We start from the raw sequence: 16,969 nt of genomic DNA, 5'->3' as shown, positions 1-16,969 counted from the left end.
AGCATGACTAACAAAATCATCCTTGCACACGAAGCAGAGCAGATGACCAAAGAGATCCCTACCTTTGCCCCGGGCGACACCATTGTCGTTCAGGTGAAAGTGAAGGAAGGCGACCGTTCGCGTCTGCAAGCGTTCGAAGGTGTTGTAATCGCCAAGCGTAACCGCGGCGTAAACAGTGCTTTCACCGTACGTAAGATCTCCAACGGTGTTGGCGTAGAGCGTACTTTCCAGACCTACAGCCCGCAAATCGACAGCATGGCTGTCAAGCGTCGCGGTGACGTACGTAAAGCCAAGCTGTACTACCTGCGTGACCTGTCGGGTAAAGCAGCTCGCATCAAGGAAAAACTGGCTTAAGTCCAGCTTCCGATGCAGAAAAAAGCAGCCTACGGGCTGCTTTTTTGTGCCCGCAATTTACCTCTGGCGCTGGTCAGGCGCCATTGGCCTCTGGCTGGATCAGCGCCACCAGGGTCCAGCCGGCGGCGGGTTTGATCACGCTTCCGGGTGTCAGCACGTAGACCCAGCCGCTGGGGTCCTGGGCAAACAGCAGGGTCGCACGATCACCGTGCAGGGCCTGATAGTCCTCCCAGGCAAAACCGTCGGTCAGGTGGGTGGTATAGAGTTCGGCGCCCTGGCTGAGCAGGCTGGCCAGCTTGGTGTAGGTCAGGACCTGGCTGCCCAGCAGTTGCCCACGGTGCTCGTGGCTGGCGCGGTGCTTGTCGGTGCGCCGGCTTTCCTGGCCGCTGGCCAGGGCGAACATGCGCTGCTGCCCGAACTCATGGCGAAAGCGCATGGTTGCCAGGGTATTGAGTTCTCCCGAAGGGGAGAGCGCCAGCAGGTGGCCGAGGCCGACCAGGTCCAGGTGCGCATCCGCGTGCTGCGAGGCCGGGTTGCCGAAGTAGGTGGGCAGCCCCTCCATGCGGGCTGCACGAATGTTTTCCCAGCTCGAGTCGGTCAGCAGCACGCGGCTTCCCAGTTGCTGCAGGGCCTTGCCCAGCGCCCGAGAAGGGCCATTGGCGCCAACGATGAGAAACCCGCTGGGGGCGGGTTCGGCAACTTTCAGCAGGCGCGCCAGGGGGCGGGCAGTGGCGCTTTGCAACACCACCGTGCCGATGATCACCGCAAACGTCAGGGGTACCAGCAGCAGCGCACCTTGATGACCGGCCTCATGCAGGCGGATCGCAAAGATTGCCGACACTGCCGCGGCGACGATGCCCCGTGGCGCGATCCAGGCCAGCAGGGCGCGCTCGCGCCAGTTGAGGGTGGAGCCCAAGGTCGAGAGCACCACGTTCAGCGGCCGCGCGATGAACTGGATTACCAGTAATAGCAGCAGGACCAGCGGCCCGAGGGCGATCATCGCGTTCAAGTCCAGTCGGGCCGCCAGCAGAATGAACAGGCCGGAGATCAGCAGCACGCTGAGGTTTTCCTTGAAGTGCAGGATGTGCCGCACATCCACGCCCTTCATGTTGGCCAGCCACATCCCCATCAGGGTCACCGCCAGCAGTCCGGACTCGTGCATCACCTCGTTGGCGGCGATGAAGATCGCCAGTACGGCGGCCAGCGACGCCAGGTTGTGCAGGTATTCCGGCAGCCATTGGCGCCGAATCAGGGTGCCGAGGGCCCAGCCACCGCCGATGCCGAACAAGCTGCCGCACAGGATCACCCCAGCGAATGTCAGCAAGCTGTGCTTGATGCCGTGGCCTTCGGCGCTGGCGATGATGAAGCTATAGACCACCACTGCGAGCAACGCGCCAATTGGGTCAATGACGATACCTTCCCAGCGCAGGATGTTGGCGATCGAGGCCTTCGGGCGCACCACCCGCAGCATCGGCACAATGACCGTAGGGCCCGTAACCAGAGTCAGGCTGCCAAACAGGATCGCCAGCAGCCAGTCGAAACCCAGCAGCCAGTGGGTGGCCACCGCGATCACCACCCAGGTTGCCAAGGCGCCGATGGTCACCAGCCGATGCACTACGCTGCCGATCTCGCGCCATTCGGACAGGTGCAAGGTCAGGCTGCCTTCAAACAGGATCAGCGCCACGGCCAGCGACACCAGGGGCATCAGCAGCGGGCCGAACATTTCCTGTGGGTCGAGCCAGCCCAATACCGGTCCCACCACAATCCCGGTCAACAGCAGAAACAGAATCGCCGGTAGTTTCAGGCGCCAGGCCAGCCATTGGCAGCCTAACGCCGCTGCACCAATGCCACCGAAGGCCAAAAGAATTTGCTGCTCGTTCATTGATGCTCCCTGTTCCTTGAAATAGCTGGCTATGAAAGACTAGCGGGCATCCTTACCGTTCCCTGTTTTTTTACGCGCAGCGCCCGGCCTGCGTGTCTTGAGTATCCATGCCTTCTATCGAACATCCCCTGATCGACCAATTTCTCGACGCCTTGTGGTTGGAAAAAGGCCTCGCGGACAATACACGCGACGCCTACCGCAGTGATCTGGCGCTGTTCAACGGCTGGCTTGCGGAGCAGGGGCTGGAGTTGCTCAACGCCGGTCGCGAGTTGATCCTCGACCACCTGGCCTGGCGCCTGGAACAGAATTACAAGCCGCGCTCCACCGCACGATTTCTCTCGGGTGTGCGTGGGTTTTATCGATATTTGCTGCGCGAAAAGCTGATCAGCGTCGACCCAACGCTGCGGGTCGACATGCCGCAATTGGGTCGGCCGTTGCCTAAATCCTTGTCGGAAGCAGACGTCGAGGCCTTGCTGGCGGCACCGGATCTCAGTGAGGCGATCGGCCAGCGGGATCGGGCGATGCTCGAGGTGCTGTACGCCTGCGGTCTGCGGGTCACCGAACTGATCAGCCTGACCCTGGAGCAGGTCAACCTGCGCCAGGGTGTGCTGCGGGTCATGGGCAAGGGCAGCAAGGAGCGCTTGGTGCCGATGGGAGAGGAAGCGATCGTCTGGATCGAACGCTATATGCGTGATGCCCGTGGCGAGCTATTGGGCGGGCGGCCCAGTGATGTGCTGTTCCCCAGCCTGCGCGGCGAGCAGATGACCCGCCAGACGTTCTGGCACCGGATCAAGCACCAGGCCAAGGTCGCCGGTATCGGCAAGTCCCTGTCGCCCCACACCTTGCGCCACGCCTTCGCCACCCATTTGCTCAACCATGGCGCCGACCTGCGGGTGGTGCAGATGTTGCTCGGCCATAGCGACCTGTCGACCACCCAGATCTACACCCACGTGGCCCGCGCTCGCCTGCAGGACCTGCATGCCAAGCACCATCCAAGAGGTTGAATCGAACTGTTACGGGGTTGCGGTGCATTCAACAGCCACAGTCGGCCATAGGGGCCTTATGTGATAGGCTTTGCCGGTTTGCACGATGGACGGTTATGACCCGGTGTTCCGGCACGGGCGTTCTAGTCGATCCATTTGTCCGCCTTCAGGAGTTCTCATGCGTCTGACCCAGATTTTCACCGCCGCAGCCATTGCGTTGGTCAGCACTTTCGCCGTCGCCGATGATGCGGCTGACAAAGCCATCCGCAAGAGCCTGGAAACCCTCCAGCTCGACACGCCGATCGAAACCATCAGCGCCAGTCCGCTGGCCGGTCTTTACGAAGTCAAGCTCAAGGGCAGCCGCGTGCTGTACGCCAGCGCCGACGGTCAATACATCGTCCAGGGCTATCTGTTTCAGCTCAAGGACGGCAAGCCGGTCAACCTGACCGAGAAAACCGAGCGCCTGGGCGTTGCCAAGCTGGTCAACGGCATCCCGGTCGCTGAGACCGTGGTCTACCCGGCCATTGGCGAAACCAAGACCCATATCACCGTATTCACCGACACCACCTGCCCGTATTGCCACAAATTGCACGCCGAAGTGCCGGCCTTGAACAAAATGGGGGTCGAAGTGCGGTATGTTGCTTTCCCACGCCAGGGCCTCGGCTCGCCGGGTGATGAGCAACTGCAGAACGTGTGGTGCTCCACCGACAAGAAAGCGGCCATGGACAAGATGGTCGATGGCAAGGAAATCAAGGCCGCCAAGTGCGCCAACCCGGTTTCCAAGCAGTTCGCCCTCGGTCAGTCGATCGGGGTGAACGGCACGCCGGCCATCGTTTTGGCTGATGGCCAGGTGATTCCGGGCTACCAGCCGGCGCCACAAGTCGCCAAACTGGCGTTGGGTGCGAAATAATCCTGTGTCGTCACGGTAAGCCTTTGACGATCATGGAGCGACGACAGCGGTCGGCGCTCCATTAATAGAGAGCCACACAGGTTGTGGCTGTTTTTCACGGCCGACCTTGTGTCGGCCGTTTTATGGGGAGTTCAAAGTGAATCCGGTCAAAGTAGGCATCTGTGGGTTAGGTACCGTCGGTGGCGGCACCCTCAACGTACTTCAGCGCAACGCCGAGGAAATTGCTCGGCGTGCCGGGCGTGGAATCGAAGTGGCACAAATTGCCACGCGCACGCCAAAGCCTCAGTTCCAGACGACCGGCATTACGATTACCAACGATGTCTTCGAAGTGGCCACGAACCCTGAGATCGACATCGTCATAGAGCTGATGGGCGGCTATACCGTTGCCCGCGAGCTGGTACTCAAAGCGATCGAAAACGGAAAACATGTAGTCACCGCGAACAAGGCGCTGATCGCCGTTCACGGTAACGAGATCTTCGCCAAGGCGCGCGAGAAAGGCGTGATCGTGGCATTTGAAGCGGCGGTAGCCGGTGGGATCCCGGTGATCAAGGCGATTCGCGAAGGCCTGTCGGCCAACCGGATCAACTGGGTCGCGGGGATCATCAACGGCACCGGCAACTTCATCCTCACCGAAATGCGCGAGAAGGGCCGTACTTTCGACGACGTGCTCGTTGAGGCCCAGGCCCTGGGTTACGCCGAAGCCGATCCGACGTTCGACGTCGAAGGCATCGATGCGGCGCACAAGCTGACCATCCTGGCGTCCATTGCGTTCGGCATCCCGCTGCAATTCGACAAGGCCTACACCGAGGGCATCACCCAGCTGACCACCGCTGACGTGAACTACGCCGAAGCCCTGGGCTACCGGATCAAGCACCTGGGTGTGGCTCGCAGCACCTCCCGCGGCATCGAGCTGCGCGTGCACCCGACCCTGATCCCGGCGGACCGCCTGCTGGCCAACGTCAACGGGGTGATGAACGCAGTGATGGTCAACGGCGATGCTGCCGGTTCGACCCTGTTCTACGGCGCTGGCGCCGGCATGGAGCCAACCGCTTCGTCGGTGATCGCCGACCTGGTGGATGTGGTTCGCGCCATGACCAGCGACCCGGAGAACCGCGTCCCGCACCTGGCCTTCCAGCCGGACTCGCTGTCGGCCCACCCGATCCTGCCGATCGAAGCCTGCGAGAGCGCCTACTACCTGCGCATCCAGGCCAAGGACCATCCGGGCGTGCTGGCCCAGGTGGCGAGCATTCTGTCGGAGCGGGGCATCAACATCGAATCGATCATGCAAAAGGAAGTCGAAGAACACGACGGCCTGGTGCCCATGATCCTGCTGACGCACCGTGTGCTGGAACAGCACATGAACGACGCCATCACGGCCCTCGAAGCGTTGCAAGGTGTGGACGGTCCGGTGGTACGGATCCGTGTCGAACATTTGAATTAATTCAGCGGCAAGCGGCGTAGCGTGGTGCTTGCCGCTTGAAGCCCAAACCGAAGGTTTGCCCCTATGCGTTATATCAGTACTCGCGGCCAGGCACCGGCCCTGAATTTCGAAGACGTGCTGCTGGCGGGCCTGGCCAGCGACGGCGGCCTGTATGTGCCGGAAAACCTGCCGCGTTTCACCCAGGAAGAAATAGCTTCCTGGGCCGGCCTGCCGTACCACGAACTGGCGTTCCGGGTGATGCGCCCGTTTGTCGCCGGCAGCATTCCGGATGCCGATTTCAAGAAGATTCTTGAAGCCACTTATGGCGCGTTTTCCCACAGCGCAGTAGCACCTTTGCGTCAGCTCAACGGCAACGAATGGGTACTGGAACTGTTCCACGGCCCGACCCTGGCGTTCAAGGACTTTGCCCTGCAACTGCTCGGCCGCCTGCTTGACTACGTGCTGCAAAAGCGTGGCGAGCGTGTGGTCATCGTCGGTGCTACATCGGGCGATACCGGTTCGGCAGCGATCGAAGGCTGCAAACACTGCGAAAACGTCGACATCTTCATCCTGCACCCGCACAACCGGGTCTCGGAAGTCCAGCGTCGGCAGATGACCACGCTGTTTGGCGACAACATCCATAACATCGCCATCGAAGGCAACTTCGATGACTGCCAGGAAATGGTCAAGGCCAGCTTCGCCGACCAGAGCTTCCTCAAGGGCACGCGCCTGGTTGCGGTGAACTCGATCAACTGGGCGCGGATCATGGCCCAGATCGTCTACTACTTCCACGCTGCCCTGCAGTTGGGCGGCCCGGCGCGTTCAGTGTCGTTCTCGGTGCCGACCGGCAACTTCGGCGATATTTTCGCCGGCTACCTGGCACGCAACATGGGGCTGCCGATCAACCAGTTGATCGTCGCCACCAACCGCAACGACATCCTGCACCGCTTCATGAGCGGCAATCAGTACGTCAAGGAAACCCTGCACGCGACCTTGTCGCCGTCGATGGACATCATGGTTTCCTCGAACTTCGAACGCCTGCTGTTCGACCTGCACGGTCGCAACGGCGCGGCAATCGCCGGCCTGATGGACAACTTCAAGCAGGGCGGCGGTTTCAGCGTCGAACAGGAGCGTTGGACCGAAGCGCGCAAGCTCTTCGATTCCCTGGCCGTGGACGATGTGCAGACCTGCGAGACCATCGCCGAAGTGTTTGCCCAGACCGGCGAACTGCTCGATCCGCACACCGCCATCGGCGTCAAGGCGGCCCGTGAGTGCCGTCGCAGCCTGGATATCCCGATGGTGATTCTTGGCACGGCGCACCCGGTCAAGTTCCCCGAGGCCGTTGAAAAAGCCGGCGTAGGAAAAGCGCTTGAACTGCCTACCCATCTTTCCGACTTGTTTGAGCGAGATGAGCGTTGCACTGTTTTGCCAAATGACCTGAAAGCGGTACAGGCCTTTGTCAGTCAGCATGGCAACCGCGGCAAGCCACTCTGATCGGTAAAAACCTGACACATTTGAAGCCCGTCTCCTGACGGGCTTTCTTATTTCTGCATGTCACACTGCGGCCCCTCAAGGATGGGTGAGTGGATGTGAAGGACATGGGCATGCAGCTTTTGAGACGGGTGACGCCAGCCTTGCGCTGGCTGGTTTTTTTCAGCGTGCTGATGCTGGGCCGGGAAGGGCTGGCGATGGCGCCGAACGCCTCGCCAGCGCAGCGCGTGGCGACGACCAGGCCGCTGGTGCTGAGCCCGCAGGAGCGGGAGTGGATCGCCCGCCACCCGCAGGTGATCGTCGCTTCGGTGCAGTATCCGTTGTACCTGTTCAAGGATGAGCAGGGGCAGTGGACTGGCCTGAGCAACGATATCCTGCTGCGACTCTCGCGGATGACGGGCTTGCAGTTTGTCCATCAGGAGTCGTTCTCCACCGAGCACCTGCTGGGCCTGCTGGAAAGCGGGCAGGCGGACATGAGCAGCACGCTGGTGGTGAACGATGAGCGCAAGGGCTTCCTCGACTTCAGCCACGCCTTTGGCGGGTCGGGCTGGGTCTTCGTCGAGCTGGCCGCAGGCGAACCTGTGCAGTCGCTGGAGGCGCTCTCAGGCAAGGTCCTGGCACTACCGGCCCGGCATGCCCTGGAAGCCGGTATCCGGCGCGACTACCCACAGATCCAGTTGCGCACGGTGAAAACCTACGCCGAGGCGCGTGCCCTGGTGGAGAGCGGCGAAGCCCACGCCACCATCGAGAACGAAAATGGCGCCTATCAGTTTCCGGCGGGGCGACTGGCCATCGGTATGAGCGTCGAGGGCCACTGGGTCACCGACCATCTGGCCGTGCGCAAGGGCCAGCCGCAACTGTTGAGCATCCTCAACAAGGCTCTCGAGGCATTTCCTCCTGCCGAATTGCGCGCGATCCGCGTCAAGTGGCTCAGTGGCGTGGTGCCCATGCAGCCGCCATCACTGTGGCAACGGTTGATTCGATGGGCGTGCTGGGGGGGTGTGCTTGCGGGCGTGTTTGGCCTGATCTCGGTGCTGTGGAATCGCCGGCTCAATTGCCAGGTCGAGCGCCGAGTCAGGGCCGAAGAGGCGTTGGACGATCAGTTGGCGTTCGAACAATGCCTGATCAACGCCATGCCCGATCCGGTGTTCGTCAGGGATCTGGAGGGGCGCTTGATCCAGTGCAACAAGAGCTATGAAGAGTACCTGTCGACGCGCTTTGACCGAGTCCAGGGCAAACGCCTGACCGAGGTCGATACGCTGCCGGCCGCCACGGGCCAGTTGCTGCACGCTGAGTTCATGGCGCAACTGGGCAGCCGCAAAGGCCGTTTTATCGAACGTCAGCTGACGTTCAACAACGGCACGCGGGAGATTTACCAGTGGACGGTGCCGTTCTATAGCGCCAAGGGCGTGCTGCGTGGCGTGCTTGGCGGCTGGACCGCGCCCCGTGGGCCGCGCCACCAGGAGCCGCGCTGAGGTTTGGCGGGGTGTTTTTATCCTGTCATCTTTTCCCGGCATGCTCTGCCAACTAGGGTGTTGCGATATGCCTTCAGTCGAGATCTAGAACTTTCTTCTCGGGCCAGTGGTCATTTACAGTGAACGCGCCTTGGCACTTTGTTTCGGACTATTGAGTGGTGATCGAGATGGAAAGTATCAGCCTATTGTTGGGTGAAGCACTGAGCCCGTACCAGGTAACGCTGACACCGTCGGGTGTTTCTGGAGAGTGCCTGGTGACCTTGAAGAATGCCGTGGGTGCGATTGTGGTCGAGCGTGAGTTCAGTCAGGCGCAACTGCGCGACAAGCGCCAGCTCACCGACGTGGTCGACGGTTTGCATCGTGATGTGCTGATTGCTGAAGGGCGGCTGCAGCCCTGTGTAATTGCGGCCTTGCGCAATGCCGCGCAAGACAAGCCGGCAACGCTGGGCCACTGATTGAGTTTTTTCGGGAACCTTCCCGAGGTGCCGTAAGTCAGACCCTGTACCAACAAGAGCAAGCATTGTGCTCCGGTGCTTGTCGCTTGTGGTACGGGTCCTTGTTGACCACGTTTAACCCCGAGTCGTCTCCCCACTTCTCGGGGTTTCTTTTGTCTGGCGTTTGATCAGGGGGTCTGGTCCTGGAAAAAACGTCGGGCGTCCTCCAGGTATTCGTTGCGCATCTGCGGGTCGAGCCATTGCGCGTAAAACTCGATCAAGCGATTGTCCCGCAGCTTGAGCACCGTGGCGTTGATCGCCTTGATGGCTTGGCGCCCCTGGGCTGTATCCGAACAGGCGATATGGATCGACTGATACTTGTCCGCGCCACGAATCCCATAGAACTCCAGCTCCTCGGGCGCGATGCCCTGTTGCTGTGCCTGATAGCGAATTTCTGGCCAGTAGCCCAGCAACGCCATCAGGCGCCCCGCACGTTGCATCTGCAGGAGGCTGCCCAGGGCGTCGTTGCCGTAGTGGGCCGACAGGCTGTTGCCGGGAGCCTGCTGCAGGATGCGATCGACCATCTGCCCGTAACTGCGTTCGGCGACCACGCCAAGCTTGCTGTTGTCGCGCGCCAGCAGTAACTCCAGGTCAACCTGGTTGTCGATGATGTAGGGCGCCAGCGCGCCACGGTCCTTGTGGCGGATGGTGATGCCGTTACTGCGGATGCGAAACGCCGGGATCGAATAGGCGAGGCGTTTTGCCCGCTGCGGGTTCCACACCAGCGATGGGTCGCAGGTGAAGCTTGGTTCCAGGAGCATTTGCATGGCGCGCGCGCGATTGACCCGCATCAGGCTGTGCTGGTACTCGGGCATGCTGGCGATCAACAGCGGCATGAACTGGTCGACCGCTCCCTGGTTTTTCTGCGCTCCCTCGAAAATCGTCAGCGGCGGCAAATCGCGCAGCAGCCAGACCAGGGTGTCCTTGTCATTGGCCGCGGCCGGCATCACCGCAAGGCCAGCCAGGGCCGCACCAACCAGCGCCAGACGCTGTTGTCGGCCGAACAGCCGGCCCAGTGCAGACAGCCTGTTCAGCTTAGATCGCCCCATCTTCACGCAGGCGCGTGATCTGTGCCGCGTCATAGCCCAGCGCACCCAGCACCTGGGCGTTGTGTTCGCCCAGTTCAGCCCCCACCCACTCGCAACTGCCGGGGGTTTGCGAGAGTTTTGGCACGATGCCCGGCATCTTGAACTCCTTGCCGTCGGGCAGCTTGGCCTGGAGGAACATCTCCCGGGCGAGGAATTGCGGGTCGCTGAACATGTCTTCGGCGCTGAAGATACGACTGGCAGGCACCTCGGCGGCGTTCAGGCGCTCGATCACGGTATCCAGCGGTAGCGAGCTGACCCACCGATCAATCACTCCGTACAGCTCGTCACGTCGGCTGTCGCGCCCATCGTTGCTGGCCAGGGCCGGGTCGCAGGCCAGGTCGTCGCGGCCGATGGTCTGCATGAAGCGCTTGAAGATTGCGTCGCCATTAGCGCCGATCTGCACATGTTTGCCGTCGGCGCTAGTGTGGATGGAGGAGGGTGTGATGCCGGGCATGATGTTGCCGGTGCGCTCGCGGATGAAGCCGAACACATCGAACTCCGGCACCATACTTTCCATCATGGCGAAGATCGCTTCATACAGCGCCACGTCCACCACTTGCCCCTGGCCCCCATTGACTTCGCGATGGCGCAGAGCCATGAGCGCGCCGATTACCCCCCACAACGCGGCAATCGAGTCACCGATGGAAATCCCGGTGCGTACCGGTGGACGGTCCTCGAAGCCGGTGATGTAGCGCAAGCCGCCCATGGACTCACCTACCGCACCAAAGCCGGGCTGGTCTTTCATCGGGCCGGTCTGGCCGAAGCCGGACAAACGCACCATCACCAGTTTTGGGTTCAGGGCATGCAGCACATCCCAACCCAGGCCGAGCTTCTCCAGCACCCCGGGGCGGAAGTTTTCGATGAGGATGTCGGCTTCACCCAGCAGCTTTTTCAGAATGGCCAGGCCATCGGGGTGCTTGAGGTTGAGGGTCAGGGACTTCTTGTTGCGTGCCTGGACAAACCACCACAGCGAGGTGCCCTCGTAGAGTTTGCGCCACTTGCGTAACGGGTCACCGCCATCCGGAGATTCGATTTTGGTCACATCGGCGCCGAATTCGGCACAGATGCGTGAGGCAAATGGCCCGGCGATCAAGGTGCCGAGCTCGATGACTTTCAGGCCGGAAAGCGGTTTGGCGGTAAGCGGCATGGGCGATCCTGTAGGACAAAAGCGGAGTCAATGCAGCCTTTTATCATAGCCAGGCGCTCATCGCCCAAGCTTGATGGTCGTGATGATTCGTTGAATAGCCCTGGCATCGGTTAGACTTGCCGCCTTTCCTCGTATCAAGAAGCCCGTTCATGGCCCAGCCGTCCACGACCTACAAGTTTGAACTGAACCTTACCGACCTCGACCGCAGCGTGTACGAGAACGTCAAGCAGACCATCGCCCGTCACCCTTCGGAAACCGAAGAGCGCATGACCGTGCGGCTGCTGGCCTATGCCTTCTGGTACAACGAGCAATTGTCTTTTGGTCGCGGGTTGTCGGACGTGGACGAACCGGCGCTGTGGGAAAAGAGCCTGGACGATCGCGTTCTGCACTGGATCGAAGTCGGCCAGCCAGACGCTGACCGCCTGACCTGGTGCTCGCGTCGCACTGAGCGCACCAGCCTGCTGGCCTACGGCAGCCTGCGAGTCTGGGAAGGCAAAGTGATACCGGCGATCAGGAACCTGAAAAACGTCAACATCGCGGCGGTGCCCCAGGAAGTCCTGGAAACCCTGGCCAAGGACATGCCCCGCGTCATCAAGTGGGACGTGATGATCAGCGAGGGCACGATCTTCGTCACCGACGACCGTGGCCAGCATGAAGTCCAGCTGCAATGGCTGGCGGGCGAGCGCGGCTAAGGCCTGTTGCCGATCTGGGAGCAGTAGCCTGTAGTCCCGCCGCATTTAACCTGTGAATTTAAGAGAAACCACTGTCATCCCATGCGCATAGAACCTCGCCAGCTTCCCGCCACCCTGCCATTTCTCGGTGATCTGCCGCCGCTGCTGACCCGCTTGTACGCGGCGCGCGGGGTGCAGTCGGAAGCTGAGCTGGACAAGAGTCTGGCGCGCTTGATCCCGTTTCAGCAGCTCAAGGGGATCGACGCCGCGGTGGACCTGCTGGTGGTGGCGCTGGAGCAGCGCCAGCGGATCCTGATCGTCGGCGATTTCGATGCCGACGGCGCGACGGCGAGTACGGTCGGGGTGCTGGGGTTGCGCCTGCTGGGGGCGGCCCATGTCGATTACCTGGTGCCGAACCGTTTTGAGTACGGCTACGGCCTGACCCCGGAAATCGTCGAGGTGGCGTTGACCCGCACCCCGCAATTACTGATCACCGTGGACAACGGTATTTCCAGCGTCGAAGGCGTGGCAGCAGCCAAAAAGGCCGGGCTCCAGGTACTGGTCACCGATCACCACTTGCCGGGTGATGAACTGCCGCTGGCCGATGCCATCGTCAATCCGAACCAGCCGGGCTGCGACTTTCCGAGCAAGGCGCTGGCCGGTGTCGGAGTGATTTTCTACGTGCTGATGGCGTTGCGTGCACGCTTGCGCAGCCTGGGCTGGTACGCCAGCACGGCGCAACCGAACATCGGCGAGTTGCTGGACCTAGTGGCGCTAGGCAGTGTGGCCGACGTGGTACCCCTGGATGCCAACAACCGGATCCTGGTGCACCAGGGCCTGGAACGGATTCGCGCCGGGCGCGCGCGGCCGGGGATCAAGGCAATCCTCGAAGTGGCCAAGCGTGACCACGCGCGGATTACCTCCACCGACCTGGGCTTCATCCTCGGCCCGCGCCTGAACGCGGCGGGGCGCCTGGACGACATGAGCCTGGGCATCGAGTGCCTGCTCACCGACAACGTCGAGCTGGCGCGGGAAATGGCCGCGCAACTGGACGGCATGAACCAGGACCGTAAATCCATCGAGCAGGGCATGCAGCGTGAAGCGCTGGCCCAGCTCAAGGACCTGCCCGTGGAGTCGATGCCATTCGGCTTGTGCCTGTTTGATCCGGAGTGGCACCAAGGGGTGATCGGCATCCTCGCGTCGCGGATGAAAGAACGTTATTTCCGTCCCACCATCGCGTTTGCCGATGCGGGCGACGGCATGCTCAAAGGTTCCGGGCGGTCGGTGCAGGGATTCCACATTCGCGACGCCTTGAGCGTGGTGGCGGCGCAGCACCCGGACCTGATCAGCAAGTACGGTGGTCACGCCATGGCCGCGGGCCTGACGTTGCCGCAAGCGAACTTTGCGCTGTTCGCCGAGGCGTTCGACGCCGAAGTGCGTCGTCAGTTGCGTGAAGAAGACCTGACCGGCCGTCTGCTGTCGGACGGCACCCTGGCTGTTGAAGAGTTTCACCTGGAACTGGCCCGCGCCTTGCGCCACGCCGGCCCATGGGGGCAGCACTTCCCGGAGCCGCTGTTTCATGGCGTGTTCCAGTTGGTCGAGCAGCGGGTGGTGGGTGAACGGCACCTCAAAGTGGTCCTGAAAAGCGAATGCGGTTCGGTCAAGCTCGACGGCATCGCCTTTGGTATCGATCGCGAAGTGTGGCCGAACCCGACCATCCGCTGGGTCGAACTGGCCTACAAGCTCGATGTGAACGAGTTCCGTGGCCAGGAAACCGTGCAGTTGATGATTGCCCATATCGAACCGCGTTAAACCCTGCTGGCTGCGCCGATGTCGACTAGGCTCTAAGCACTGCTTGATTGGCCTTGTGACGTATCGTCCATTTTTTGCCCGCGGGGGCGGGTGCTGCATCCTTTCCTGTCACTCGTCGACTATTCAAACAGAACCCTGGAGCCTGCCCACTGATTCGAGAGGTGCCCCATGAGTCTGCTGCTTGAACCCTATACCCTTCGTCAATTGACCCTGCTCAACCGCATCGCCGTGTCGCCGATGTGCCAATACTCCAGCGTCGATGGACTGGCCAATGACTGGCACCTCGTGCACCTCGGCAGCCGCGCCGTGGGCGGGGCCGGCCTGGTGTTCACCGAAGCCACCGCCGTGACTGCCGATGGTCGCATCACCGCCCAGGACCTGGGCCTGTGGAACGACGCGCAGATCGAACCGCTGCAACGCATCACCCGTTTCATTACCGCCCAAGGGGCGGTGGCCGGCATCCAGTTGGCGCACGCCGGACGCAAGGCCAGCACTCATCGGCCATGGTTGGGCAAGCACGGCAGCGTCAAGCCGGCCGATGGCGGCTGGACCCCGGTCGGCCCTTCGCCGATAGCCTTCGATCCGGAACACAGCCAGCCCACCCAACTGAGCGAATCGCAGATCAGCGAGGTCATCCAGGCCTTTGTCGAGGCCGCCAAACGCGCCCTGGAGGCAGGTTTCAAGGTGGTCGAGGTGCACGCAGCCCACGGTTACCTGCTGCATCAGTTTCTTTCGCCCCTGAGTAACCAGCGGCGTGACCAGTATGGGGGCTCGTTCGAAAACCGCATTCGCCTGGTGCTGCAAGTGACCGAAGCCGTGCGTGCCGTGTGGCCAGAGGAGTTACCGTTGTTCGTGCGGGTATCGGCCACTGATTGGGTCGAGGACGGCTGGAATCCGGACGAAACCGTGGAGCTGGCGCGTCGCCTGAAAGCCTTGGGGGTCGACCTGATCGATGTGTCCTCGGGTGGGACGGCGGCGAATGCCGAGATTCCGACCGGGCCGGGTTATCAGACGCGATTTGCCGAACGGGTGCGCAAGGAATCCGGAATCGCCACCGGCACCGTAGGCCTGATTACCGAACCGGCCCAGGCCGAGCACATTTTGCGTACCTGCCAGGCCGACATCATCCTGCTGGCCCGTGAACTGCTGCGAGACCCTTACTGGCCGCTGCACGCTGACGACGACCTGGGCGGACGCAAGGCTATCTGGCCGTCACAGTACCAACGGGCAACCCACCGCGATCAGCCGATCCATGAGTCGGATCTACGCGATTGATCGATTTGTAGGGGGGTAGGGGCAGGCTTGCCAACCTGCCCCTTGTAGGATCGTTCAAACGTTATTGCATGGCCTTTTACGCAGCAGGCCAATCCGGATAGTTGCGCTTGTCCGGCGCCGGCGGGAAGTACTGGTACAGCCAGGTCTCGCTCAGTGTCCGGTCCTGGGTGCGGATGAACAGACGCAGCTCAACCGGCTCCACGCTGTCGTTGGTGGGGAACCAGTCGAAGGTGATCCGGTAGCCCTTGATGTCATCGAGCACCAGCACGTTGAAATCCTTGACCTCACCGTTCGACGCGGTCACCACCGGCTCGATGCCAGTGCCCGGTGGCAGGCGATCCAGACCGCCGCCGTTGAAGTCGACGGCAAAGCGCCGCGCCCAGACCTTCGGATAATGCTCACCCGGGGCCCAGCCTTCGGTGAACCCGCCCATGCCCGATCGGGTGGCGTTAACCCGTGCCAGTGGCGTACCGACGGGCGGCAGGGCGCTCCAGTAGAGCTTGTAGCCATAGTTCAGGGAGTCGCCAGCCGCCACCGGCTTTTTCGGCGTCCAGAAGGCCACGATGTTGTCCAGGGTTTCGCCCGTGGTAGGGATCTCCAGCAGGTCGATGGAGCCTTCGCCCCAAGCGGTGGTTGGTTCGACCCACAGACTTGGACGCTTGCTGTACCAGTCGACGGTGTCTTGATAGCTGGCAAATTCGTGGTCGGTCTGGACCAGGCCGAAACCTTTCGGGTCCTTGTCGGCGAAGGCGTTGAACTGCAGGGTCGCCGGATTGTTCAGCGGACGGCAGATCCACTCGCCGTTGCCGCGCCACATGGCGAGGCGGTCCGAGTCGTGGATTTGCGGGTGAATGGTGTCGCACATGCGCCGCTCATGGGTGCCGCAACTGAACATGCTGGTCATCGGCGCAATGCCCAATTGTTCAATGGCGGTGCGGGCGTTGACGTGGGCATCGACGGCCATCACTACCTGATTGGCCTGGCAATCGATGTCGAAGCGATAGGCCCCGGTGGCGCTCGGTGAATCGAGCAGGGCATAGACCACAAACCGAGTGCTGTCCTTGTCCGGGGTTTCGAACCAGAACTTGGTGAAGTCGGGGAATTCTTCGCGTTTTTTCGCGTAGGTGTCGATAGCCAGGCCGCGGGCCGACAAGCCGTACTGGCCGGTGTTGTCCACCGCGCGGAAGTAGCTGGCGCCGAGGAACGACACCACGTCGTGCCGGTCCAGTTCCGGGGCCTTGAACAGCTTGAACCCGGAGAACCCCAGGTCACCCTTCAGTTGTGCTGTATCGACTTTGGAGTTCTGGTAGTTGAACAGTGCCGGGCGGAAGTGCACTTCCCGCGCCTGCCGGGTTTTCGGGTCGACGCTGTACATGCGCACCGGCTGCTTGAAGCCCATGCCGACATGGAAGAACTGCACGTCGAGCTGGCCATTCAGTTCATTCCACAGGGAATGTTTGGCGTCGTATTGAATGGCATTGAAGTTCTGCGGCGTCATGCTGGCCAATGTCGGCGGCAGCACCTGCTTGGTGTCGGCGTAGCGGGTGCTGGCCAGTTGTTTGGCCTGCACCTTCAGCGCCTCGAAATCGAAGGCTTGCGCCTCACCATCAGCCGTGCCGGCCCAGGCACGGGCGGCCAGCAGTCCGGTGGCCGAGAGGCCGGTGTAGGCGGCGATGGCCATGGAGGCCTTGAGCAAATTCCTGCGGTGCATAGGACAACCTGTCTTGGACGATCCCGCGGCGTTCCTGGCTGCGTTACGGATCAGAAATAGAGGTTCGGACAAACCTTCGGCCAAACGCATGGGAGTTTAAACAGATGCCAAACAAGTTAAAGGGTTCGAAATAACTCGCAAACTGATTGGCTTGCACTTTGCGCAAAACTGCGGCGGGTCAGGTCGTGGACGGGGTTCAACGTCTGTCCGATGCAGTGTTTAAAATAAGCGTTTTTATTTTTTTGACTAATTACTC

14 protein-coding genes are annotated in these 16,969 nt (G+C 61.5%); 10 read left to right on the top strand and 4 right to left on the bottom strand.

The annotated features are described in order from the left end of the window. The first annotated feature begins 3 nt into the window (after positions 1-3). Positions 4-354: a 50S ribosomal protein L19 gene (gene rplS / locus ACIOVD_RS21635; protein ID WP_401130121.1), complete on the top strand. Its 351-nt coding sequence runs from the start codon at positions 4-6 to the stop codon at positions 352-354. Between the two features lie 73 nt (positions 355-427). Here the strand turns inward: rplS and ACIOVD_RS21630 are convergent, their stop codons facing one another. After that, positions 428-2,236 carry a sodium:proton antiporter gene (locus ACIOVD_RS21630; protein ID WP_095166647.1) on the bottom strand — a complete coding sequence of 603 codons (1,809 nt, stop codon included), beginning with the start codon at positions 2,234-2,236 and terminating at the stop codon, positions 428-430. 107 nt (positions 2,237-2,343) lie between these two features. Here ACIOVD_RS21630 and xerD point away from each other — a divergent pair, with 107 nt between their 5' ends. The 6 genes from xerD to ACIOVD_RS21600 all read left to right on the top strand — a co-directional run bounded on the left by xerD (position 2,344) and on the right by ACIOVD_RS21600 (position 8,970). Then, entirely contained in the window at positions 2,344-3,240 is an 897-nt protein-coding gene (xerD, locus tag ACIOVD_RS21625) for a site-specific tyrosine recombinase XerD (protein ID WP_401130119.1), read from the top strand. 157 nt (positions 3,241-3,397) lie between these two features. Beyond that, positions 3,398-4,129 carry a DsbC family protein gene (locus tag ACIOVD_RS21620; protein WP_095166651.1) on the top strand — a complete coding sequence of 244 codons (732 nt, stop codon included), beginning with the start codon at positions 3,398-3,400 and terminating at the stop codon, positions 4,127-4,129. A 136-nt stretch (positions 4,130-4,265) separates the two neighbouring features. Continuing rightward, positions 4,266-5,570, top strand: a complete 1,305-nt coding sequence (locus ACIOVD_RS21615) for a homoserine dehydrogenase (RefSeq protein ID WP_159993963.1) — start codon at positions 4,266-4,268, stop codon at positions 5,568-5,570. A gap of 63 nt (positions 5,571-5,633) precedes the next feature. Beyond that, positions 5,634-7,043, top strand: a complete 1,410-nt coding sequence (thrC, locus tag ACIOVD_RS21610) for a threonine synthase (protein WP_095166655.1) — start codon at positions 5,634-5,636, stop codon at positions 7,041-7,043. A gap of 110 nt (positions 7,044-7,153) precedes the next feature. Beyond that, complete coding sequence (locus ACIOVD_RS21605; RefSeq protein ID WP_095167139.1) at positions 7,154-8,515, top strand: transporter substrate-binding domain-containing protein; 1,362 nt, start codon at positions 7,154-7,156, stop codon at positions 8,513-8,515. A gap of 167 nt (positions 8,516-8,682) precedes the next feature. Continuing rightward, positions 8,683-8,970, top strand: a complete 288-nt coding sequence (locus ACIOVD_RS21600; RefSeq protein WP_401130115.1) for a DUF3509 domain-containing protein — start codon at positions 8,683-8,685, stop codon at positions 8,968-8,970. A 167-nt stretch (positions 8,971-9,137) separates the two neighbouring features. On the opposite strand, the gene ACIOVD_RS21595 is transcribed toward ACIOVD_RS21600, so the two are convergent. Both ACIOVD_RS21595 and ACIOVD_RS21590 read right to left on the bottom strand, forming a co-directional pair. Next, positions 9,138-10,091: a TIGR02285 family protein gene (locus ACIOVD_RS21595; RefSeq protein WP_401130113.1), complete on the bottom strand. Its 954-nt coding sequence runs from the start codon at positions 10,089-10,091 to the stop codon at positions 9,138-9,140. Continuing rightward, positions 10,045-11,244, bottom strand: a complete 1,200-nt coding sequence (locus ACIOVD_RS21590; RefSeq protein ID WP_401130111.1) for a CaiB/BaiF CoA transferase family protein — start codon at positions 11,242-11,244, stop codon at positions 10,045-10,047. Before ACIOVD_RS21590 ends, ACIOVD_RS21595 begins: the two co-directional genes overlap by 47 nt. A gap of 149 nt (positions 11,245-11,393) precedes the next feature. Between ACIOVD_RS21590 and ACIOVD_RS21585 the strand changes: the two genes are divergently transcribed. The 3 genes from ACIOVD_RS21585 (at position 11,394) to ACIOVD_RS21575 (ending at position 15,002) form a co-directional block, all read left to right on the top strand. Further along, positions 11,394-11,936, top strand: coding sequence for a YaeQ family protein (locus ACIOVD_RS21585; RefSeq protein WP_095166662.1), 543 nt, complete (start codon positions 11,394-11,396; stop codon positions 11,934-11,936). Positions 11,937-12,017: 81 nt separating this feature from the next. Next, complete coding sequence (gene recJ / locus ACIOVD_RS21580) at positions 12,018-13,727, top strand: single-stranded-DNA-specific exonuclease RecJ (RefSeq protein WP_401130109.1); 1,710 nt, start codon at positions 12,018-12,020, stop codon at positions 13,725-13,727. A 168-nt stretch (positions 13,728-13,895) separates the two neighbouring features. Beyond that, the gene (locus ACIOVD_RS21575; RefSeq protein WP_095166665.1) at positions 13,896-15,002 is read left to right on the top strand and encodes an NADH:flavin oxidoreductase/NADH oxidase; all 1,107 of its coding nucleotides are present in this window, start codon (positions 13,896-13,898) and stop codon (positions 15,000-15,002) included. 76 nt (positions 15,003-15,078) lie between these two features. On the opposite strand, the gene ACIOVD_RS21570 is transcribed toward ACIOVD_RS21575, so the two are convergent. Next, the gene (locus ACIOVD_RS21570; protein WP_095166667.1) at positions 15,079-16,713 is read right to left on the bottom strand and encodes a glucan biosynthesis protein D; all 1,635 of its coding nucleotides are present in this window, start codon (positions 16,711-16,713) and stop codon (positions 15,079-15,081) included. Positions 16,714-16,969: the final 256 nt, after the last annotated feature.

The organism is Pseudomonas sp. NPDC087626, from assembly GCF_044743405.1.
GTDB lineage: Bacteria > Pseudomonadota > Gammaproteobacteria > Pseudomonadales > Pseudomonadaceae > Aquipseudomonas.
This window is presented reverse-complemented; position numbering and strand designations above follow the sequence as displayed.